Below are 21,616 nucleotides of genomic sequence, written 5' to 3'. Positions count from 1 at the left end.
TCAACTGATAGGCTTGTACTCTTTAATAACACGTAATGTTTGTAATGTCATATCTTCAGGACCTTGTACAGGTAAACCTGCTTCTAAGTTTTTACGAATATACTCTAAGTTTTCTTGTGTAATAATTTCCCCCGGAGTAAAGATTGGAATCCCTGGCGGATAAACCATAACAAAATCAGCTATAATACGACCCGCTGCATTTTCAAATGGAATGACTTCTGTTTCCGAATAAAAAGCATCTCGAGGAGAAAGTGCTAGCACTGGAATTTCTGGAATCTCTACTTGTACTTGAACACCTTTATCTGCCCTATTTCTAAATGTTGCTGCTAAATCTTGTAATGCTGCAATAAGTGTATTTGTATCACTTTCTGTGTCTCCTAAAGTGATAAGACATAGTATGTTGTATAGATCTGAGAGTTCTACTTCAATGTTATATTGCTCTCTAAGCCATACTTCAGCTTGGTGGCCGGTAATACCTAAATCTTTTACAGATACAATTATCTTTGTAGGATCATAGTTAAAGGTAGCATCTGTACCTAACATTTCTTTTCCAGGACAGTAAAGATGCTCAATAGAATTTATAGCATCACGAACATGTTCAGCTAATTGTATTGTTTGTTCTATGAGTGCTGTTCCTTCTGTAGCAAGACGTTTTCTCGCAACATCAAGTGATGCTAACAAGATGTAAGAAGTTGATGTAGTTGTAAGCATGCTAATAATAGATTGGACATGTTTTACATTCACCAAGCCTTCTTTCACATTAAGAATAGAACTTTGAGTTAAAGAGCCTCCTAATTTGTGAACACTTGTTGCTGCCATGTCTGCACCAGCTTGCATCGCTGACATCGGCAATTCATCGTGAAAATGAATATGAACACCATGAGCCTCGTCGACTAGTACAGGGATGTCATAAGAATGTGCTAATTGTACAATCTGTTCTAAGTCTGCAGCAAATCCAAAGTACGTTGGATTAATAACAAGTAAGCCCTTTGCATCTGAGTGCTCTTCAAGTGCTTTTTTGACAGATTGAATTGTGATTCCATGAGAAATACCGAGTTTCGGATCGATTTCAGGATGCATGAAAATCGGTTTTGCACCTGAGAAAATAATAGCTGACATTACTGATTTATGCACGTTTCGTGGTACTAGGATTTTGTCACCAGGACCGCAAACGCTCATCACCATTGTCATAATAGCGCCACTTGTACCTTGAATAGAAAAGAAAGTATGATCTGCACCGAATGCAGCGGCTGCTAAATCCTGTGCTTCTTTAATCATACCTTTTGGATGATGTAAATCATCGAGTGGCGCAATATTAATTAAATCAATTGCTAATGCATTATGCCCAATAAATTCGCGAAATGTAGGATCCATGCCTTGTCCTTTTTTATGACCAGGAATATGGAATTGAATTGGATTTCGCTTACTGTGCTCAACTAAAGCGGTAAACAATGGTGTTTCGTATTGGGACAATCTATACACCCCTTCTTCTTCATAATATTTAATTTGTTTTATATAATCCTGCTCTAAAAAAGGTAAGTCCTTTTTTTAGAATGAGGCTTGTTTTTCTGCCATTCAAAAAATCGGTTTTGAGATGGTAGCTTCACTTTATTTTCTATAAAACAAAAGCATTATATCACCAATAATTATAGATGTATAGAAAAAAATATTTTTAAGGTGAGTATGTTTAATAGTTAGCCTCAACTAATGAATGGAGGAAGACAATTCCATTAAAATGAATAAATAGTGTATAATGCAGAGTGGCTATAATGAAGAATAAAACATTCTCTTTAAGATAGCATAATGAAACAAGAAGAAATGATAAATGAGGTGCGAAATGGAATATCAATATCCGTTAGATTATGATTGGTCAAATGAGGAAATGGTTATAATTGTGAAGTTTTATGAAGCAATTGAGAAAGCTTATGAAAAAGGAATTATAAGAGAAGAATTAATGGGTTTATATCGTCGTTTTAAAGAGATTGTTCCATCGAAAGCAGAAGAAAAGAAAATTGATAAAGAGTTTCAAGAAGTAAGTGGATACTCTATATATCGTGCTATTCAAAGAGCAAAGGAAGTCGAAGAACAAAAGCTTGTAAAAATGTAAAAAATATTTTGAAAAATAAAAACTGAAGTGATATAATGTGATAACAACTAAAAACGGACAATATAAATTGTCCGTTTTCTACTATCGATTACAAAGTGCATATAAAGGAAGGAGTGATTGCATCGTAGATTCAATCTTAGCAAGGAATTGTTCGTTGGTCATTGCTGAAAACTCCTCTGGTGATATATGAATACCAACTAATAATTCTGCTTTTTTTACAGTAGCTAGTCGTTCAATCATCTTTTGTAAGTCTTCGGTTTCAAGTGTTTTATGTAATTTCACACTTGGTTTAGTATGGTCAATGGACCAAACGAAGTCATTTGGAATATTTGTTTTTAAATCATTTAAATGTTCTAAGAAGGCATGAGCCGTCTCAACTTTTTGTGGACACTCATAGATTAAACCAAAGTATATGAAGGCATGAGTACCCCATAAGCCGATTTGGAAATGCGGTAGCATTTTATATCCTCGTTTATTTGTTGAAAAAGCAACCCAAGTATCGTTTGGTGGATTGACTTTGCGACGTGCGTGTTTTGCAACATGATAAAAAAAGTTCTCATCAGTGTGTTGGGATAAGTATTCTGCAAATTGTTCCCCTAAAGCTTCTAGCTTAGGATGAATGTTCGTTTTAATTGCACTCATTCGTTCTTCGAGACCATCAACTGTAAAGACATCAAAATCAGTTGACTTGAATGTTTGTATTGTCATGATTGTTCCTCCAACTCCTATTTTGCTTTTATTTTAGCATAGCTTGTACTATTCATAAAAAAAACAGCACAAAAAAATTTAAATAAAAAAATATAATTTTGTTGCATAGATGATTTATCCAACATAGTATAGTATAAAACAAAAAATCAGAAAATTGAATTAATTCTAGTCCGAGGGCAGACGAATATTGGGAGGAGGCAAATAATATGAGACAGGTGATTAATGCGTTAAAGAGAACAGATGCCGAAAAGAGAATACCGGTGCTACGTTTGGAGCTAGATTATGAATTAGCAACTTTATATGATGCGATGATGGAAGATGATAAACAGAAAAAAGAAGAGTGTGTACAAAAGTTAGAAGTGTTAAGACTTGAAATGATTCGTTTAGAAGCGTAATAATAGTATATGTATAAAAAATTAGTTGGTGCGAACCTTATAAAGGGTTCGTTTTTTCTGTGAACAGTAAAGATCGGAGTGTTTAAACATGCAAGAAGTATGGAAAGACATCGATGCACACGCCAAACGGTGGATTCGGGATGCAGGAGAGTATTTAATGGCATCCATGAAAAAAGCACTTATTATAGAAACAAAATCCAATGCAGCTGACTTAGTTACAAATATGGACCGAGAGATAGAACAGTTTTTAATTGGGAAAATTAAAGAAACATTCCCGAATCATAATATTTTAGGAGAAGAAGGTTATGGAGACGAGATAACGTCTTCTGACGGGGTTGTTTGGTTAATTGATCCAATTGACGGCACGATGAACTTTGTTCATCAAAAAAGAAATTTTGCAATTTCAATTGGGATTTATGAGAACGGTATCGGAAAGATTGGACTTATTTATGATCCAGTACATGATGAACTATATCATGCAGTCAAGGGATCTGGAGCTTTTTGTAATGATATATCAATTCCTCCATTGGAAAAAGGAACTGTAGAGCAAGGTATTGTAGCTTTAAATGCGATATGGCTTACAGATAATCCATTGCTTAATATGGAAAGTATGATGGCACTTGTTAAGAAAGCAAGGGGCACGAGATCGTATGGCTGTGCAGCGTTAGAGATGGTGTACGTTGCAACAGGAAGAATAGATGCATATGTAACGCCGAGATTATCACCATGGGATTTTGGCGGAGGACAGATAATTGTAGAAGAAGTTGGAGGGAAGGTAACGACATTCTCTGGAGCGCCACTTTCTATCATAGAGAAGAGCAGTGTGCTAGTTGCAAAACCAGGAGTGTATGAAGAAGTGTTATCTTTTATATCAGAGCCACAAAAAAAGTAAGAGGCTATGTATAAGCTTCTTACTTTTTAGCGTTATTGTGATTTGCGCATTTTTCTTTTTGTTACAAAACCGTATCCAACTGCAACAAATGTACCGATAATGCAAATAATAATACCGATTGGACTATTTTCAGCAATCATAATGCCGATACCGATTAAGAAAATAACACCGATAATTGCGGTTAATAAAAAGCGATATTGAATGTGTTCCATTTCTTCACCCTCCAATCTCATTTTACTTTCACAAAAGTGAGAATACAACTATATTTTCATTCTTGCTTTTATTTTAATTGCTATTGTATCCCCTTCGCTCTTATAATAGAGAAGGATTAAAAAGACATTAGGAGTTGGACATGTTGAAAAAACGACAAGATTTACGTAATATAGCAATTATTGCCCACGTTGACCATGGTAAAACAACACTTGTTGACCAGTTATTACGTCAAGCGGGGACATTCCGTGCGAATGAACATATTGAAGAACGCGCAATGGATTCAAATGATCTAGAAAGAGAACGCGGTATTACAATTTTAGCGAAGAATACAGCGATTCACTATGAAGATAAAAGAATTAACATTTTAGATACACCAGGTCACGCTGACTTCGGTGGAGAAGTAGAACGTATCATGAAAATGGTTGATGGTGTTCTACTTGTTGTTGATGCATATGAAGGTTGTATGCCACAAACACGATTTGTTTTAAAGAAAGCTCTTGAGCAAAACTTAACTCCAATCGTTGTTGTAAACAAAATTGACCGTGACTTCGCTCGCCCTGATGAAGTAGTTGATGAAGTAGTTGACTTATTCATCGAACTTGGTGCAAACGAAGATCAATTAGAGTTCCCAGTTGTATTTGCATCAGCAATGAACGGAACAGCAAGTTTGGATTCAAATCCGGCAAATCAAGAAGAGAATATGAAATCATTATTCGATACAATTATCGAACATATTCCAGCACCAGTTGATAACAGCGAAGAGCCACTTCAATTCCAAGTAGCACTTCTTGATTACAACGACTACGTTGGACGTATTGGAGTTGGACGCGTATTCCGCGGTACAATGAAGGTTGGACAACAAGTTGCTTTAATGAAAGTTGACGGAAGTGTAAAACAATTCCGCGTAACGAAATTATTCGGTTACATTGGATTAAAACGTCAAGAAATTGAAGAAGCAAAAGCTGGAGATTTAGTAGCTGTTTCAGGTATGGAAGACATCAACGTAGGTGAAACGGTATGTCCGGTTGAGCATGAAGAGGCTTTACCATTATTACGTATTGATGAGCCAACGCTACAAATGACATTCCTTGTAAATAACAGCCCATTTGCAGGTCGTGAAGGTAAATTTATTACATCTCGTAAAATTGAAGAGCGTCTTCGTTCACAATTAGAAACAGATGTAAGTTTACGTGTAGATAATACAGATTCTCCTGATGCATGGATCGTATCTGGACGCGGGGAATTGCATTTATCTATCTTAATTGAAAACATGCGTCGTGAAGGTTATGAACTACAAGTATCTAAGCCTGAAGTAATTATTAAAGATATCGATGGCGTAAGATGTGAACCTGTAGAGCGCGTACAAATCGATGTTCCTGAAGAATACACTGGTTCTATTATGGAATCAATGGGTGCACGTAAAGGTGAAATGTTAGATATGGTGAATAACGGAAACGGTCAAGTTCGCCTTACTTTCATGGTTCCGGCACGTGGTTTAATTGGTTACACAACAGAATTCCTAACATTAACTCGTGGTTACGGTATTTTAAACCATACATTCGATTGCTACCAACCAGTACATGCTGGACAAGTGGGTGGACGTCGCCAAGGTGTTCTAGTTTCACTTGAAACAGGAAAAGCATCACAATACGGTATTATGCAAGTTGAAGACCGTGGTGTAATCTTCGTTGAACCAGGTACAGAAGTATATGCTGGTATGATCGTAGGAGAACATACTCGTGAGAACGACTTAACAGTTAACGTTGTGAAAATGAAACAACAAACTAACATTCGTTCTGCAACGAAAGATCAAACTTCAACAATGAAAAAACCACGCTTAATGACTCTAGAAGAGTCATTAGAGTACTTAAACGATGACGAGTTCTGTGAAGTAACTCCAGAATCAATTCGTTTACGTAAAAAGATTCTTGATAAGAGCGAACGTGAAAGAGCTGCTAAGAAAAAGAAATCTGTAGAAGCATAAAAAAAACAGCTACCTTTAAGGTAGCTGTTTTTTTTATGCTTATTTTTTAGAATATTTACTCTTTTTAGTGGACAGTATTTTTTTCGCAGGTTACTCTTGTATTAAGTACATAAAGAAATTTTGTTTTTTATGAGAAGGGGGGATAAATAGTGTTAGAAAGAATGTCTTTTTTTGCGAAATTATGTAAAGTTGATGAAAATCCAGAGTTAGGAATGTGGTTACTTTATGGGACGATTATTATATTAAGTGCTCTCGTCTATAATTTAGGATTTGCTAGAAAGTTGTCTGTACTAAAAAATATAGTAATATACATATCATTAGCAATTGGATGTACAGTATTAACCTTTTTTGCTGTATTTTTACCTGTTGGAGAAGGACTTGTTGTAGCGGCAATTGTACTTGGAATTTATAGATTGCGTTTGCGTCAAGCGAAACAACAAAAAGCAGGGTGAGGGGGCGAAGTTTTATGCGTTCAGTACAAGATGCACTATATAATTGGTTAACAATTAAAACAGTTGCGGAAGCACGTCCGGATGATAGTGCTGCAAAAGAAACGTATTTGTTATTTCAAAATATGATATATGAAGAACATATTTTGAAAAATGTGGAAGTTAAAAAGAACGAGGAAATGTATTTAATTACATATGAAATGAATGGGGAAAGGAAATCTGCAAGGTTTCCATTAGAAGCTATTGATTGTTTCTTGGATCAAATGAATCTTGAGCCTGAAAAATATAAATAAGTCCTTATCTATATGAGTAAGGACTTATTTACATTTTACCAATCGTCTTCGACTTTTTTATCACGATATAATCGGAAATTACCACTTGCATGACGTTCCATTGTACGCTCTGCAATTCGTTCCGAACATTCCATGCACATATATGTATGAATAGGGCGATTACGCAGTTTTTTTGCCATAGGATTTTCATTATCTAACATATCTTTTTTATCACAAATCATACATTTGACTCTCATTTCGTCACCTCAATACGAATTCTATCAGTATAAGTATATCATGGAAGTATAATGTTTTTGAATAATAGTGGGAAAAAATAATATTTTCGCAATTCGAAAAATAAGTTATGATAAGGATATACCAAGTATGTTTGGAGGTGAAAATATGGCGAATGTAGTAGAGCCTACTTTAACAGAGGGTTTAGTACAAACGTTGCGTAAAGAGTGTATTGTGATGATAGCAACGACAGATTTCGAAAAACAAGTTCCTAACGTAAGTGCTATTTCTTGGGTGTATGCAGTGAGCAAAACTAGTATTCGATTTGCAGTAGATCAACGTTCACGTATTGTGGAAAATATACGTCATAATACAGGTGTGGTATTGACTATAATGGCGAATGAATCCGTATTTTCCATAAGTGGTGCAGGTGAAATTTTGACAGATAGAATGGAAGGTATTTCTTTGAAATTAACTGTAATAGAAGTGAATGTGCAAGAAGTACGTGATGTTATGTTTTATGGAGCGAAACTTGCAATTGAACCAACATATGAAAAAACATACGATCTTCGGGCGGCCAAAAAGCTGGATAACGAAGTGCTAGTAGGAATAAGAGAATTATAAATGTGCTAAATAAGAAATTCGTTTATTCACTTTTGTAATCGGTTATTGTGATTTAACGTTAATAATTATAATAAAAAGTAATATATTGAATAGAAATGAATAAAGAATAAATAAAAGGTTTAATGACTATGATTTTCGATTCTACCTCGTTTACACGGTACATATAATTATAACAATGGTTCGTCCATATTTTATGGATGAAACCCTTGTTCTACAAATTTAAAAGTGGAGTCAGGGGGTAACAGGTTGGATAAAATTTATGTGTTAGATACGAATGTACTTTTGCAGGATCCTTTATCTATTTTTTCATTTGAAACCAATGAAGTAGTGATTCCAGCAGTTGTATTAGAAGAGGTTGATTCGAAAAAACGTTATATGGATGAAGTAGGACGAAATGCTCGTTATGTATCTAAGTTAATAGATAAATTTCGTGAAATAGGAAAGCTGCATGAAAGTATCCCGCTAGAAAATGGCGGAACATTTCGTATTGAATTAAACCATCGTTCATTTGTGCAACTACAAGATATTTTTGTAGAAAAAACAAATGATAATCGAATTTTAGCTGTAGCAAAAAATCTATCTTTAGAAGAACAGGAAAAAGAGGACGGGAAGTCTGTTATTTTAGTAAGTAAAGATGTACTCGTAAGGGTAAAAGCTGATGCAATTGGTTTGAAGGCTGAAGATTATTTAAGTGATCGCGTAATTGAAGTAGAAAATATATATTCTGGCTTTTTAGAAGGATATATATCAAAAGAACAATTGGATTATTTTTATGAGAAAGGTGAATTGCCTCTATCTGAAATTGCGAATCACCCTTTTTACCCAAATCAATTTGTAGTAATGAAAGATGCATTAGGGGGCTCTAGTTCTGCGCTTGGCATTGTGGATCACTTAGGTAAGAAGGTAAAGAAACTTATTTTTCACAATGAACAAGTGTGGGGGATACGACCACGAAACGTGCAGCAAATTATGGGATTAGAATTGTTGCTTCGTGAAGATATTCCGCTTGTAACATTAACGGGGAAAGCCGGCACAGGAAAAACGTTACTTGCGTTAGCTTCGGGACTTATGCAAACAGAAGATTTAGGGTTATATAAAAAATTACTCGTTGCAAGACCAATTGTCCCAGTCGGAAAAGATATCGGTTATTTACCAGGAGAAAAAGAAGAAAAGTTAAGACCATGGATGCAACCAATTTTTGATAACCTAGAGTATTTATTTAATACGAAAAAGCCAGGAGAGTTAGATGCTATTTTAGCTGGAATGGGTTCGATTGAAGTAGAAGCCCTTACTTATATACGCGGGAGAAGTATTCCAGATCAGTTCATTATCATTGACGAAGCACAAAATTTAACAAAGCATGAAGTGAAAACGATACTAACTAGGGTAGGGGAAAAGAGTAAGATTGTATTGATGGGAGATCCTCAGCAAATTGATCACCCATATTTAGATGAATATAATAATGGCTTAACGTATGTTGTAGAGAAGTTTAAAGAACAGCGCATTAGTGGTCATGTGAAGTTTGTTAAAGGGGAGCGATCTAATTTAGCTCAACTAGCAGCAGATTTATTGTAAAAAGGAGTGAGCTTAAGCTCACTCCTTTTCTTTAAATAATTGTAAATTTACGGATGTTCCGGATTGGATTTTGTCGATTAGATCCATCATTGAAATAGAGATGAACAGGTCCGTCTTCTTTTAATGGCTTTCCTTCTTTTGAAAAACCTAGTATAGCATTTTTGACAGTTTCTAATGGAAGTGTCATTGTATGATCTACAGTTTCAATTTCAACTTGCGTAGCGTCGTCTAAAATTTCAGCGTTAGCAAGGAATGGATGAAATGGTATACCAAATGTTCCAGTAATTAGCTGTTCTTTTTTATATTTCTTTACACTTTGTTGTATCGGCGGGAAGGCAGCACCATCACGAATTTCACGATCCCAATGTTCTGAAGTGTTTTTTAAATAAGTTTCTAGTTCAGACGTGTTTTCTCTAGTTTCATCAAAGTAAGTTGTCAAATCTACTTTTCGATCATCAAAGATCCAAACAGTTGGATCAATAGTGATTGGAAAACGTACTTTTCCGTTAATAAATAAAATTTCGCTCATTGTTGTTCCCCCATTTGTGTTATACTCCCACTTTTCAGTATAATAGCATTAGACACTGTTGTCACAAAAAATGTTTCTATTGCAATTTATTAAAACTATCGCTAATATTAATAGATAGGATAGAGGAGAGTAGGACGGAAACGGAGGGAATCAATTTGGCGTCTGAGACAGTAGCAAATCATCAGGAAAAGGCACTAGCCCTTCTACAAGCGGATGCAGAGAAGATTTTAAGACTTATTAAGGTGCAAATGGACCATCTTACAATGCCGCAATGTCCATTATATGAAGAAGTGTTAGACACACAAATGTTTGGACTATCCCGCGAGGTCGATTTTGCAGTTCGCCTTGGTCTTATTGCAGAAGAACAAGGGAAAGCAATGTTAGGTGAGCTCGAACGTGAGTTATCTGCACTTCATGAAGCGTTTACAAACAAACAACAATAACGGGTTCAAATAAGGGGGCTCAAACTAAATTAGTTTGAGCTTTTTATTTGTATAATAAAGCAGGAAGAATCAATGTACATATGGAATACAACAATAATTAAATTGAAACAGAAAGAGGAAATGAAATGAAAAAAGTATGGAAATCAATGGATTATTCATTATTACTTCCTCTTGTTATCTTATGTGTGCTGGGAGTAATAATGGTATATAGTTCTAGTTCCATTGTTGCGATTTCGAGGCATAACTGGCCGGCAAATTACTTTTTTAAAAAACAATTAATAACTTTAGCTATTGGAACGGTATTGTTAGTAATTGTAGCCTCGTTACCTTATAAGTTTTGGAGGAAACGAATAATTTTATCGGCGATGGGGCTAGGGAGTATTGCTTTACTAGCAGCAGCCTTGATTTTTGGTAAGGAAATAAATGGTGCAAAAGGTTGGATATTAGGTATACAGCCCGCTGAATTTGTTAAACTATCGATTATTATAATATTAGCTCGCTTTTTTGCAAGAAGACAAGAGACAAATACACCTGTTTTTAAAGGGTCGGGACTTACACTTGCTTTTGTTGGAATGGCAATGTTTTTAATTTTAAAGCAAAATGATTTAGGTACCGATTTGTTAATTGCAGGAACAGTAGGAATTATGTTTCTTTGTTCAGGAGTACGGATTAATTTATGGATTAAACGAATTGTTTTAACTTCTATAGTTTGGATTCCAGCGCTATATTTTCTGGCTAATTATAAATTAAGTGGGTACCAAAAGGCCCGTTTTTCAGTTTTTCTTGATCCATTCAATGATCCTCAGAATGATGGATTCCAATTGGTAAATTCTTTTATTGGAATTGCTTCAGGAGGGCTAAACGGTCGAGGATTAGGAAATAGTGTGCAAAAATATGGATATTTACCAGAACCGCAAACAGATTTTATTATGGCTATTATTTCTGAAGAGTTAGGTTTTATTGGTGTAGCTATTATTTTAATTTGCTTGCTACTTATTATTATTCGTTCATTCAGGATTGCTCAAAAATGTAAAGATCCGTTTGGAAGTTTAATTGCAATCGGAATTGCAAGTTTAATGGGAGTACAAACTTTTGTTAATGTTGGTGGTATGTCTGGATTAATACCGCTTACGGGAGTACCTTTACCGTTTATTAGTTATGGCGGGAGTTCCTTAATAGCTAATCTACTTGCGATGGGAATACTACTTAATATTGCTAGTCATGTAAAACGAGAAGAAAAACAGCAGAATGAGGTAATAAAAGAAAGAGAACAAAATGGACCACATCTTGTAGTTGTAAAATAAAAAACACATCGTGCTTTAGAGCATGATGTGTTTTTTATTTTCAAGTAGTTTTAAATATGATGTATTAATTTCTCTTTCAGTTAAAAGATATATCACATTTGTTTAAATGTGATATACAATTAAGTTGTTAGAAAAGGAAGAGGTATGCTATACTATTTTTGTGAAACAAATTGCACAGAAAACTTATCATTTGTTAAAAAATAAGGTATGATGGATAAAAATAAAGTGAAGCTTTCTAAGTATAATATAATGTGGAAAGTGAAGAACTTCACGCTTTTTAAGGTGTGTATATATTTTATCTCTAGAGTGGTAGGAAAGTAGAGGGGGAAAATCATGACAAAGCTGCAACGTATTCAAAAAGTATTGGTAGCTAACCGTGGAGAGATTGCAATTCGTGTGTTTCGAGCTTGTTCGGAACTTGGATTAAAAACAGTTGCAATCTATTCGAAAGAGGATAGTGGTTCTTATCATCGCTATAAAGCCGATGAGTCCTATTTAGTTGGGGAAGGAAAAAAACCAATTGATGCTTATCTAGATATTGAAGGCATTATTGAGATTGCAAAAAGTAATCATGTAGATGCAATCCACCCTGGATATGGTTTCTTGTCAGAAAATATTCAATTCGCGAAACGTTGCGAAGAAGAAGGAATTATCTTTATCGGTCCGAAAAGTAAGCATTTAGATATGTTTGGAGATAAAGTGAAAGCAAGAACACAAGCGCAGCTAGCACAAATTCCAGTTATACCTGGTAGTGATGGTCCAGTAGATTCATTAGAAGAAGTCGAAAAATTTGCTGAAAAGTATGATTACCCGATTATTATTAAAGCGTCCCTTGGTGGTGGCGGTCGTGGTATGCGTATTGTGCGTACTAGTGAGGAATTAGGAGAATCATATAATCGAGCAAAATCAGAAGCGAAAGCAGCCTTTGGTAATGATGAAGTTTACGTCGAAAAATTCGTTGAAAAACCTAAACATATAGAAGTACAAATTTTAGCAGATGAAGAAGGCAATGTTGTTCATTTATACGAGCGTGACTGTTCTGTACAACGTCGTCATCAAAAAGTTGTAGAAATAGCACCGAGTGTATCACTTTCAGATGATCTGCGTCAGCGTATTTGTGATGCTGCTGTGAAGTTAACAAAAAATGTAAACTATTTAAATGCAGGGACAGTAGAATTCCTTGTAAAAGATGATGAGTTTTACTTTATTGAAGTAAATCCACGTGTTCAAGTAGAACATACGATTACAGAGATGATCACAGGAGTGGATATCGTTCAATCACAAATTTTAATAGCTGATGGACATGCATTACATAGTAAAATAGTAGGTGTTCCGAAGCAAGAGGAAGTGGTTGTACACGGATTTGCAATCCAATCTCGGGTAACAACTGAAGACCCACTAAATAATTTTATGCCGGATACAGGAAAAATTATGGCGTATCGATCAGGCGGTGGTTTTGGTGTGCGTCTTGATACAGGAAATAGCTTCCAAGGTGCAGTTATTACACCATACTACGATTCTTTACTTGTAAAAGTTACAACTTGGGCACTTACTTTTGAGCAAGCTGCTGCAAAAATGGAACGTAACTTAAAAGAATTCCGTATTCGTGGTATTAAAACAAATATTCCATTCCTAGAGAATGTAGTAAAACATAAAAACTTCTTATCAGGAGAATATGATACTTCGTTTATTGATGTGTCACCTGAACTATTCTTGTTCCCAAAACGTAAAGACCGCGGAACGAAAATGTTAAATTATATTGGTTCAGTAACAGTAAATGGCTTCCCAGGAGTAGGGAAAAAAGAAAAGCCAATATTCCCAGATGCTCGTATTCCATGTTTAAAACATTCAGAGCCAATCCAAAATGGAACGAAACAAATTTTGGACGAGCGTGGAGCAGATGGATTAGTAAAATGGGTACAGGATCAAAATCGTGTACTTTTAACGGATACAACATTCCGTGATGCACATCAGTCATTACTTGCAACTCGTATTCGTACAAAAGATTTACATCAAATTGCAGAGCCAACAGCGAGAATGTTACCAAACCTATTCTCAGCTGAAATGTGGGGAGGTGCAACGTTTGATGTCGCGTATCGTTTCTTAAAAGAAGATCCATGGGAACGATTACTAGATCTTCGTGAAAAAATGCCGAACGTTTTATTCCAAATGTTACTACGTTCGTCAAACGCAGTTGGCTACAAAAACTATCCAGATAATTTAATTCAAAAATTTGTGGAGTGTTCTGCTCAAGCAGGCATTGATGTGTTCCGTATTTTTGATAGTTTAAACTGGGTAGAAGGTATGAGAGTTGCAATTGATGCTGTACGAGATACTGGTAAAATTGCAGAAGCAACAATGTGCTATACAGGAGATATTCATGATCCATTACGTAGTAAATATGATTTGAATTATTATAAAAACTTAGCAAAAGAGTTGGAAGCATCGGGAGCTCACATTTTAGGTATTAAAGATATGGCTGGCTTACTAAAACCAAACGCAGCATATGATTTAGTTTCAGCATTAAAAGAGACGGTATCGATTCCGATTCACCTGCATACGCACGATACGAGTGGAAATGGTATATTAACGTATACGAAGGCAATTGAAGCAGGGGTTGATATTGTCGATGTAGCAGTGAGTTCTATGGCTGGTCAAACGTCACAACCGAGTGCGAACACATTATTCTATGCACTAGGTGGAAATGAAAGACAACCAGATGTTAATATCGATTCTTTAGAAAAGCTATCTCATTATTGGGAAGATGTACGCAAATACTATGCACCGTTTGAAAGTGGTATGAATGCACCTCACACAGAGGTATATATGCATGAAATGCCAGGTGGACAGTATAGTAATCTTCAGCAACAAGCGAAGGCGGTTGGTTTAGGAGATCGCTTTGATGAAGTGAAAGTAATGTACCGTCGTGTGAATGACATGTTTGGAGATATTGTAAAAGTAACACCGTCATCAAAAGTTGTTGGCGATATGGCGTTATTTATGGTTCAAAACCACCTGACAGAACAAGATGTTTTAGAGCGTGGACATGCTTTGGACTTCCCTGGATCTGTTGTTGAAATGTTCTCTGGTGATTTAGGTCAACCGTACGGTGGTTTCCCGAAAGAATTGCAAAAGATTATTTTAAAAGGGAAAGAGCCGTTAACAGTAAGACCAGGTGAACTACTAGAGCCAGTAGATTTCGACGCGTTAAAAGAAGAATTATTCCATAAACTTGGACGCGAAGTAACAATTTTTGATGTAGTTGCATATGCATTATATCCAAAAGTATTTATGGACTATGAAAAAGTTGCTGAGCTTTATGGAAATGTATCTGTACTTGATACACCGACATTCTTCTATGGTATGAGGCTAGGTGAAGAAATTGATGTGGAAATTGAACAAGGTAAGACATTGATGGTTAAACTTGTATCAATTGGAGAACCACAGCCGGATGGAAATCGTGTCCTTTACTTGGAATTTAATGGTCAACCACGTGAAATTGTCGTGAAAGACGAGAGTGTGAAAGCAACAGTTGCACAACGTGTGAAAGGAAACCGTGAAAATCCAAATCACATTAGTGCAACAATGCCAGGAACGGTAATTAAAGTAGTTGTAAAAGAAGGCGATGAAGTGAAAAAAGGCGATTCTATGGCAATTACAGAAGCGATGAAAATGGAAACGACAGTTCAAGCGCCGTTCAATGGTAAAGTGAAAAAAGTATATGTTAACGATGGTGATGCAATTCAAACGGGTGATTTACTTATTGAATTAGATCACTAAAATAAAAAAAGAGCTGTGTAAATACAGCTCTTTTCTTTATTGCAAAAAATCCCTTGCCGAATTGGCAAGGGATTTTAGTTTTAAATTATTTTGTTTGTTTAGAAGTTGATCCGGCTTCTTTTGCATTCACTTTACTTCTTGTTCCTAACATAACTAAATAGCATAGTACGGCAAACAAGCAAGAAATGAATAGAGAATGTAACAATGCCATTGCTAAACTAGCGTTTGTAAATACAACTAAAATTCCTACTACAGCTTGAAGTGTAACAAGGATAAATGAAATGATCCATCCCCAATATACTACAGGTTGCTGTTTGTAATGACGAATAGCGAGAATCATCGCGTAAAGTATCCAAGCGAAAATTAAAATTGCTGCAACTCTATGGCCCATTTGAACCCATTCATGTAGTTGAGTTGGCATAGGTCTGTTTTTGCTACATAAAGGAAAGTCTGGACAGGCTAAGCTAGCTCTTTCGTGACGTACTAAAGCACCTGTGTAGACGACGATATAACTGTAAATTGTTACACCATAAATATGAAATTTCATTTTTTTGTCCATAATAAGAGAACGTGCATCAAATTTTTGGTCAATTTCAAAGATAAGACACGTTAATAAAATGACAGAAGCAAATGAAATTAAGGAAATACCGAAATGGATAGCAAGTACAGCTGGCATTTGTCCCCAAACAACTGCTGCTGCTCCCATTAATGCTTGTGCAACTAAAAATACGAAGGATAAAATTGCTAACGTTTTTGTTTCACGCACATGTTTATAATATTTCCAGGACAAAATACAAAGGAGAGTGACAAGAATTCCAGCTGATCCTGATGTTAATCGGTGGCTAAGTTCAATAATAGTTTCCATTGATAAATTAGATGGAACAAATTCACCGTTACAAAGTGGCCATGATTTACCACAACCTTGACCAGAACCTGTTTTTGTAACTAAAGCGCCTCCTAATAAAACTATTAATAAATCAAGGCTTGTAATGACTGCTAACCATTTAATAAAGCGTTGCAATCTCTTTCACCATCTTTCTGCTATGAAGTTATTGCGAAATATTTTCATTCCATTATGTATAGAATAAAACGCGCTAGTTCCTATGATATATAAAAAATAATAAAATAGCAAAGAAATGGAGGGGAAAGGAAAGGGGGAGAAAATAGGTGTAAAAACAGGGTTCCTAAGGAAAAAATTAGGTGAAAAATAGGCTATTTTGAAAAGAAATGGGGAGAATACGTGTTAAATAGGATAAAATAGTTTATTATAGAAGGTAACATCATGTTATGATAAGGACAAGTCAGAATGAAGTTTTTTATATTCGACACAAAAAGTTCATGTTTTCTTCACAAAATGTTCGGGAAATATGATTTAATATATTGGAGTATGGGCGTAGATTAGTAGTAGAATGGGTTAACAATGTTTCTACTGTAATAATATTGCTATATAGAAGCGAATTATTTCATTTGAAATAGGCGCAAAAAGAAAGATGAAAGTTTTAAGAGGGGGTTAGAGTGATGAACCATGCAACAAGTGAGCTGCATGATGAGTCCGCTGTTACAAGTGTACCGGAAACAACTCGGATACAAGATTTAAAAGCACTCGTTAAAATGGGGATTGTAAACTCAAATACACTTACTGTATTTACAGGATTTTGGTTGGCATTACACTTTAATGGATTAAGTGTAATGGACAATCTGGATAAGTTATTCTTTACAATCGTTGGTTCTGGATTAGTTATGGCAGGGGTATGTTGCTTAAACAACTACATTGATCGAGACATCGATCCATTAATGGAAAGAACAAAGACCCGTCCAACGGTTACTGGAAAGTATAAACCAGGATTTGCACTTACATTTGGACTAGTCATATTACTTCTTGGTTTTGTATTTTTATTATTAACAACACCAATGGCAGTCTTAATGGGATTTATTGGTGCTTTCACATATGTTGTTCTATATAGTTTATGGACAAAGAGAAAGTATACACTAAATACTGTTGTAGGTAGTATATCTGGTGCAGTTCCACCTTTAATTGGATGGGCAGCAATCGATCCATCTTTAGGTCATCCAATTGCTTGGATGTTATTTTTAATTATGTTTATTTGGCAAATCCCACATTTCCTTGCATTAGCGATGAAACGTGTTGATGAATATCGAAATGCAGGAATTCCAATGCTTCCTGTAGTTCATGGATTTGAAATTACGAAACGCCAAATTATGATTTGGACAGTATGTTTATTACCACTACCATTTTATATGAGTGGACTAGGGATAACATTTATGGTAATTGCAACACTGCTTAACATCGGATGGATCGCTTTAGGATTTTATGGATTCCGTAAGAAAGATGACATAAAATGGTCTGTGCAAATGTTTGTTTATTCCCTAAATTATTTAACAATCTTATTTGTATCAATGATTGTAGTTACATTCTTCTAAGACAACGACATAATTGGATTTCTTTACGTTGAGATTTACTTTACTTAACTATAAAGTACAATCTAATTCACAAGGAAAGTGGGGGTTGTTTGTATGAAGAAACAGTGGCGACTGCTTTCGTTCGTTTCACTGCTGGCTTTACTGTTAGGGGGATGCGGTAAAGCCTTTCAATCTACTTTAATTCCGCAAGGAGAAGTAGCAAAAATGCAATATGATTTACTTCTACTGGCAAGTGCAATCATGGTAGGAGTAGTACTAGTAGTTACTATTATTTTCTTGTATGTAATTGTGCGTTTCCGACAAAAGAAAGGTCAGGAAGATTATATTCCAGAGCAAGTTGAAGGAAATCACAAGCTTGAAATTATATGGACAGTTATTCCGATTATTCTTTTACTAATCTTAGCTGTTCCAACGGTTACATATACATTCAAACTTGCTGATGTAAGTGCGATGGAGAAAAAGAATATTGATAAAGATACTATCGTTGTTGATGTAACAGCGAATCTTTATTGGTGGGAATTTTCTTATAAATCAGAAAAGATAGTAACTTCGCAAGATTTAGTCATCCCCACAGGTAAGAAAGTGTATTTAAATTTGAAGGGTGCCGATATTAAACACTCATTTTGGGTTCCATCTTTAGCTGGGAAAATGGATACAAATACAGACAATGTGAACAAAATGTGGTTAAAGGCAGATAAATCGGGCACTTATAATGGTTTTTGTACAGAATTTTGCGGCCCATCACATTCTTTAATGCAATTTAAAGTGAAAGCTTTAGATGAAAGCGAGTACAAAAATTGGCTTGCTGATATGAAGAAGATTGATGGGAAGAAAGAAGTAGCTTCAACAAAGGCGCAAGAGGGCCAAGAAATATTTAATAAAAGCTGTATTGGTTGTCACGCAGTTGGATCTAATGATAGTAGACCACCTTCCGCTCGTATCGCACCAAACTTAGCAAACTTTGCGGATCGCGATATGGTTGCCGGTATTGCCGAAAACAATGAAGAAAACTTAAAAAAATGGCTGAAAGATCCTGAAAATATGAAGCCAGGAAACAAAATGACTGGCAAATATGGCAACTTAACGGATGATCAAATTGATGCATTAAATGCATACTTACAAACGTTAAAAGTTGAAAAGTAAAGAGGGATTATTCGCGAAGGGGAGGTTGAAAACGTGAGTTCTGTAGCAAAAAAACAGGGGATGGGTGCTGTCATATGGGATTATTTAACGACAGTAGACCATAAAAAGATTGCCATTCTCTATTTAATTGCAGGTGGATTGTTTTTTGTAATAGGCGGAATAGAAGCTCTATTTATTCGCCTTCAATTAGCGATTCCTAACAACGCTTTTCTTGTTGGGGATGCTTATAATCAAGTATTGACGATGCACGGTACAACAATGATTTTCCTCGCAGCTATGCCACTCGTGTTTGCATTTATGAACGCCGCTGTACCACTTCAAATTGGTGCACGTGATGTAGCGTTCCCGTTTTTGAATTCACTCGGATTTTGGTTATTTTTCTTTGGTGGAGTATTTTTAAATTTAAGTTGGTTTTTAGGTGGAGCACCTGATGCAGGATGGACATCTTATGCATCTTTAGCTTTAGCCTCTAAAGGTCATGGTGTTGATTTCTATGTACTCGGTTTGCAAATCTCAGGTATTGGTACATTAATTGGAGGGATTAACTTCCTTGTCACCATTATTAATATGCGTGCGCCAGGAATGACGTATATGCGTATGCCGATGTTTACATGGACGACATTTGTAACATCTTCGCTTATATTATTCGCTTTTCCACCGTTAACTGTAGGATTAGGACTTTTAATGTTAGATCGTTTATTTGGAACAAGTTTCTTTAATCCAGCATTGGGTGGGAATACAATTATATGGGAGCATTTATTCTGGATTTTCGGTCATCCAGAAGTATACATTCTTATACTCCCAGCTTTCGGAATATTCTCAGAAATCTTCGCGACATTTTCGAAAAAACGATTGTTTGGTTATTCATCGATGGTGTTTGCGACTGTATTAATTGGATTTTTAGGATTTATGGTATGGGCGCATCATATGTTTACTGTTGGACTTGGTCCAGTTGCTAATGCTATTTTCTCAGTTGCAACAATGGCGATTGCGGTTCCGACTGGTATCAAAATATTCAACTGGCTCTTTACAATGTGGGGCGGAAATATTCGTTTTACGACACCGATGATGTGGGCAGTAGCTTTCATTCCATCATTCGTCATGGGTGGAGTTACAGGGGTTATGCTAGCATCTGCACCAGCTGATTATCAATTTCATGATAATTATTTCGTAGTAGCACATTTTCATTATGTAATCGTTGGCGGTGTTGTATTTGGTTTACTTGCAGGAGCTCATTATTATTGGCCACTGATGTTTAATAAAGTATTAAATGAAACATTAGGAAAGATAACGTTTTGGCTATTCTTTATCGGTTTCCATTTAACGTTCTTTATTCAGCATTTCCTTGGCTTGATTGGTATGCCGCGCCGTTACTACACATATCTTGAAGGGCAAGGGTTGGAAATGGGGAATATGATTAGTTCTATCGGAGCGGTGTTTATGGCTCTTGGGACGATTGTTCTTCTATTCAATGTAATTAAAACGACAGTATCAAAAGAAAAAGCTGGTCGTGATCCGTGGGATGCACGTACATTAGAATGGACGATGCCAGCACCGACACCAGAATATAACTTTAAACAACTACCATTTGTTCGCGGATTAGATCCGTTTTGGATTGAAAAACGTGAAGGTAATAAAGAGATGACAGCAGCGGAACCAATTGGTGATATTCATATGCCAAATCCTTCGTTTTCACCATTTGTCATTTCTTTCGGATTGTTTATAGCGGCATTTGGTGCAATGTATATGCAGGGCGGAAAAGATAAGTTCTGGTTATTAGTAGCAATTATTGGTTTAATCATTACATTTGGCGCAATGTTCCTACGTTCAGTAATCGATGATCATGGATACCATATTCATAAGGAAGATTTAGATGATAAGGGGGGCAAGGCATAATGCATGTAGATGAAAAATTAACGAATGAAACATTTCCAGCAGAGCCTGAAAAAGCAACCCTTGAAGGGAAAAATAAGTTTGTCGGTTTTTGGTTATTTCTTGGAGGCGAAACAGTGTTGTTCGCTTCCTTATTCGGAACATATTTAGCATTAAAGAATTCTACAAATGGTGGACCAACATCTCAAGAAATGTTCCAAATGCCACTCGTTTTCATTATGACGATGCTTTTATTAACGAGTAGCTTAACAAGTGTATATGCGATGTATCACATGAAAAACTTTAACTTTAAGAAAATGCAACTTTGGTTACTAGTAACTGTATTGCTAGGTTTAGGATTTTTAGGGTTTGAGATATATGAGTTTTATCATTATACACATGAATTTAAGCATACTATGAGAAGTAGTGCGTTTGGCTCTGCATTTTATGCTCTTGTTGGTACACATGGACTCCACGTATTGTTTGGGTTGTGTTGGATTTTAACATTAATCTTTAGAAATGCGAAGAGAGGTCTAAATTTATACAATGCACCGAAGTTTTATGTTGCATCAATTTATTGGCACTTTATTGACGTAGTTTGGGTGTTTATTTTCACTGTAGTATATTTAATGGGAATGGTGGGATAAACA

General features: G+C 35.7%; 21 protein-coding genes. 15 read left to right on the top strand and 6 right to left on the bottom strand.

Annotation, left to right across the window (positions count from 1 at the left end; translation table 11 throughout):
* Entirely contained in the window at window positions 1-1,473 is a 1,473-nt protein-coding gene (speA, locus tag N2V79_RS19385) for an arginine decarboxylase (RefSeq protein WP_000084899.1), read from the bottom strand.
* Window positions 1,474-1,837: 364 nt separating this feature from the next.
* Between speA and N2V79_RS19380 the strand changes: the two genes are divergently transcribed.
* Complete coding sequence (locus N2V79_RS19380) at window positions 1,838-2,107, top strand: UPF0223 family protein (protein ID WP_000456546.1); 270 nt, start codon at window positions 1,838-1,840, stop codon at window positions 2,105-2,107.
* An 81-nt stretch (window positions 2,108-2,188) separates the two neighbouring features.
* Here the strand turns inward: N2V79_RS19380 and N2V79_RS19375 are convergent, their stop codons facing one another.
* A complete protein-coding gene (locus N2V79_RS19375) occupies window positions 2,189-2,815 on the bottom strand; it encodes a YktB family protein (RefSeq protein WP_000155318.1) in 627 nt (208 codons plus the stop codon).
* Between the two features lie 206 nt (window positions 2,816-3,021).
* Here N2V79_RS19375 and N2V79_RS19370 point away from each other — a divergent pair, with 206 nt between their 5' ends.
* Complete coding sequence (locus N2V79_RS19370; protein ID WP_001250164.1) at window positions 3,022-3,210, top strand: hypothetical protein; 189 nt, start codon at window positions 3,022-3,024, stop codon at window positions 3,208-3,210.
* A gap of 88 nt (window positions 3,211-3,298) precedes the next feature.
* The gene (locus N2V79_RS19365; RefSeq protein ID WP_340720175.1) at window positions 3,299-4,102 is read left to right on the top strand and encodes an inositol monophosphatase family protein; all 804 of its coding nucleotides are present in this window, start codon (window positions 3,299-3,301) and stop codon (window positions 4,100-4,102) included.
* 32 nt (window positions 4,103-4,134) lie between these two features.
* Here the strand turns inward: N2V79_RS19365 and N2V79_RS19360 are convergent, their stop codons facing one another.
* Window positions 4,135-4,314: a DUF5325 family protein gene (locus tag N2V79_RS19360; RefSeq protein ID WP_000400123.1), complete on the bottom strand. Its 180-nt coding sequence runs from the start codon at window positions 4,312-4,314 to the stop codon at window positions 4,135-4,137.
* 140 nt (window positions 4,315-4,454) lie between these two features.
* Between N2V79_RS19360 and typA the strand changes: the two genes are divergently transcribed.
* From typA to N2V79_RS19345, 3 genes are all read left to right on the top strand, one after another.
* Window positions 4,455-6,299, top strand: a complete 1,845-nt coding sequence (gene typA, locus N2V79_RS19355) for a translational GTPase TypA (protein ID WP_000914752.1) — start codon at window positions 4,455-4,457, stop codon at window positions 6,297-6,299.
* Between the two features lie 149 nt (window positions 6,300-6,448).
* Complete coding sequence (locus tag N2V79_RS19350; RefSeq protein WP_000893662.1) at window positions 6,449-6,751, top strand: YlaH-like family protein; 303 nt, start codon at window positions 6,449-6,451, stop codon at window positions 6,749-6,751.
* Window positions 6,752-6,765: 14 nt separating this feature from the next.
* Window positions 6,766-7,041, top strand: a complete 276-nt coding sequence (locus N2V79_RS19345) for a hypothetical protein (protein WP_197242691.1) — start codon at window positions 6,766-6,768, stop codon at window positions 7,039-7,041.
* Window positions 7,042-7,076: 35 nt separating this feature from the next.
* Here N2V79_RS19345 and N2V79_RS19340 read toward each other — a convergent pair whose 3' ends face one another.
* A complete protein-coding gene (locus tag N2V79_RS19340) occupies window positions 7,077-7,277 on the bottom strand; it encodes a YlaI family protein (RefSeq protein WP_340720174.1) in 201 nt (66 codons plus the stop codon).
* Window positions 7,278-7,422: 145 nt separating this feature from the next.
* Here N2V79_RS19340 and N2V79_RS19335 point away from each other — a divergent pair, with 145 nt between their 5' ends.
* Together N2V79_RS19335 and N2V79_RS19330 are read left to right on the top strand one after the other, a co-directional pair.
* Window positions 7,423-7,878: a pyridoxamine 5'-phosphate oxidase family protein gene (locus N2V79_RS19335; RefSeq protein WP_000024600.1), complete on the top strand. Its 456-nt coding sequence runs from the start codon at window positions 7,423-7,425 to the stop codon at window positions 7,876-7,878.
* Between the two features lie 246 nt (window positions 7,879-8,124).
* Window positions 8,125-9,453 carry a PhoH family protein gene (locus tag N2V79_RS19330; RefSeq protein ID WP_000358083.1) on the top strand — a complete coding sequence of 443 codons (1,329 nt, stop codon included), beginning with the start codon at window positions 8,125-8,127 and terminating at the stop codon, window positions 9,451-9,453.
* A 31-nt stretch (window positions 9,454-9,484) separates the two neighbouring features.
* Here N2V79_RS19330 and N2V79_RS19325 read toward each other — a convergent pair whose 3' ends face one another.
* The gene (locus tag N2V79_RS19325; RefSeq protein WP_053563735.1) at window positions 9,485-9,982 is read right to left on the bottom strand and encodes a hypothetical protein; all 498 of its coding nucleotides are present in this window, start codon (window positions 9,980-9,982) and stop codon (window positions 9,485-9,487) included.
* 155 nt (window positions 9,983-10,137) lie between these two features.
* Here N2V79_RS19325 and N2V79_RS19320 point away from each other — a divergent pair, with 155 nt between their 5' ends.
* The 3 genes from N2V79_RS19320 to pyc all read left to right on the top strand — a co-directional run bounded on the left by N2V79_RS19320 (window position 10,138) and on the right by pyc (window position 15,509).
* On the top strand, window positions 10,138-10,425 hold the full coding sequence (locus N2V79_RS19320) for a YlaN family protein (RefSeq protein ID WP_000135694.1): 288 nt from the start codon (window positions 10,138-10,140) through the stop codon (window positions 10,423-10,425).
* Between the two features lie 125 nt (window positions 10,426-10,550).
* On the top strand, window positions 10,551-11,729 hold the full coding sequence (locus N2V79_RS19315; RefSeq protein WP_053563736.1) for an FtsW/RodA/SpoVE family cell cycle protein: 1,179 nt from the start codon (window positions 10,551-10,553) through the stop codon (window positions 11,727-11,729).
* A 333-nt stretch (window positions 11,730-12,062) separates the two neighbouring features.
* Window positions 12,063-15,509 (top strand): pyruvate carboxylase, encoded by a 3,447-nt coding sequence (gene pyc / locus N2V79_RS19310; RefSeq protein WP_000164055.1) that lies wholly within the window; start codon window positions 12,063-12,065, stop codon window positions 15,507-15,509.
* An 85-nt stretch (window positions 15,510-15,594) separates the two neighbouring features.
* Here the strand turns inward: pyc and ctaA are convergent, their stop codons facing one another.
* The gene (gene ctaA, locus N2V79_RS19305; RefSeq protein ID WP_340720173.1) at window positions 15,595-16,530 is read right to left on the bottom strand and encodes a heme A synthase; all 936 of its coding nucleotides are present in this window, start codon (window positions 16,528-16,530) and stop codon (window positions 15,595-15,597) included.
* A 497-nt stretch (window positions 16,531-17,027) separates the two neighbouring features.
* Here ctaA and ctaB point away from each other — a divergent pair, with 497 nt between their 5' ends.
* From ctaB to ctaE, 4 genes are all read left to right on the top strand, one after another.
* Window positions 17,028-17,951, top strand: a complete 924-nt coding sequence (ctaB, locus tag N2V79_RS19300) for a protoheme IX farnesyltransferase (RefSeq protein ID WP_001015053.1) — start codon at window positions 17,028-17,030, stop codon at window positions 17,949-17,951.
* A gap of 93 nt (window positions 17,952-18,044) precedes the next feature.
* Window positions 18,045-19,094 (top strand): cytochrome c oxidase subunit II, encoded by a 1,050-nt coding sequence (coxB, locus tag N2V79_RS19295; RefSeq protein ID WP_000745273.1) that lies wholly within the window; start codon window positions 18,045-18,047, stop codon window positions 19,092-19,094.
* 60 nt (window positions 19,095-19,154) lie between these two features.
* Window positions 19,155-20,990 carry a cytochrome c oxidase subunit I gene (gene ctaD, locus N2V79_RS19290; RefSeq protein ID WP_170924972.1) on the top strand — a complete coding sequence of 612 codons (1,836 nt, stop codon included), beginning with the start codon at window positions 19,155-19,157 and terminating at the stop codon, window positions 20,988-20,990.
* Entirely contained in the window at window positions 20,990-21,613 is a 624-nt protein-coding gene (gene ctaE, locus N2V79_RS19285) for a cytochrome c oxidase subunit III (protein ID WP_000557861.1), read from the top strand. Before ctaD ends, ctaE begins: the two co-directional genes overlap by 1 nt.
* The last annotated feature ends 3 nt before the right edge of the window (window positions 21,614-21,616 follow it).

It is taken from the genome of Bacillus sp. CH_70 (genome assembly GCF_038007045.1).
Classification (GTDB): domain Bacteria; phylum Bacillota; class Bacilli; order Bacillales; family Bacillaceae_G; genus Bacillus_A; species Bacillus_A cereus.
Note: the sequence above shows the minus strand (reverse complement) of the source record. Positions and strands in the feature narration are given on the sequence as shown.

What these genes read in the sequence shown, in the direction of transcription:
- N2V79_RS19380 (WP_000456546.1), top strand. Translation starts at nt 1,838, where the DNA reads ATGGAATATCAATATCCGTTAGATTATGATTGGTCAAATGAGGAAATG.
- N2V79_RS19375 (WP_000155318.1), bottom strand. Translation starts at nt 2,815, where the DNA reads ATGACAATACAAACATTCAAGTCAACTGATTTTGATGTCTTTACAGTT.
- N2V79_RS19370 (WP_001250164.1), top strand. Translation starts at nt 3,022, where the DNA reads ATGAGACAGGTGATTAATGCGTTAAAGAGAACAGATGCCGAAAAGAGA.
- N2V79_RS19365 (WP_340720175.1), top strand. Translation starts at nt 3,299, where the DNA reads ATGCAAGAAGTATGGAAAGACATCGATGCACACGCCAAACGGTGGATT.
- N2V79_RS19360 (WP_000400123.1), bottom strand. Translation starts at nt 4,314, where the DNA reads ATGGAACACATTCAATATCGCTTTTTATTAACCGCAATTATCGGTGTT.
- typA (WP_000914752.1), top strand. Translation starts at nt 4,455, where the DNA reads ATGTTGAAAAAACGACAAGATTTACGTAATATAGCAATTATTGCCCAC.
- N2V79_RS19345 (WP_197242691.1), top strand. Translation starts at nt 6,766, where the DNA reads ATGCGTTCAGTACAAGATGCACTATATAATTGGTTAACAATTAAAACA.
- N2V79_RS19340 (WP_340720174.1), bottom strand. Translation starts at nt 7,277, where the DNA reads ATGAGAGTCAAATGTATGATTTGTGATAAAAAAGATATGTTAGATAAT.
- N2V79_RS19335 (WP_000024600.1), top strand. Translation starts at nt 7,423, where the DNA reads ATGGCGAATGTAGTAGAGCCTACTTTAACAGAGGGTTTAGTACAAACG.
- N2V79_RS19325 (WP_053563735.1), bottom strand. Translation starts at nt 9,982, where the DNA reads ATGAGCGAAATTTTATTTATTAACGGAAAAGTACGTTTTCCAATCACT.
- N2V79_RS19315 (WP_053563736.1), top strand. Translation starts at nt 10,551, where the DNA reads ATGAAAAAAGTATGGAAATCAATGGATTATTCATTATTACTTCCTCTT.
- pyc (WP_000164055.1), top strand. Translation starts at nt 12,063, where the DNA reads ATGACAAAGCTGCAACGTATTCAAAAAGTATTGGTAGCTAACCGTGGA.
- ctaB (WP_001015053.1), top strand. Translation starts at nt 17,028, where the DNA reads ATGAACCATGCAACAAGTGAGCTGCATGATGAGTCCGCTGTTACAAGT.
- coxB (WP_000745273.1), top strand. Translation starts at nt 18,045, where the DNA reads ATGAAGAAACAGTGGCGACTGCTTTCGTTCGTTTCACTGCTGGCTTTA.
- ctaD (WP_170924972.1), top strand. Translation starts at nt 19,155, where the DNA reads ATGGGTGCTGTCATATGGGATTATTTAACGACAGTAGACCATAAAAAG.
- ctaE (WP_000557861.1), top strand. Translation starts at nt 20,990, where the DNA reads ATGCATGTAGATGAAAAATTAACGAATGAAACATTTCCAGCAGAGCCT.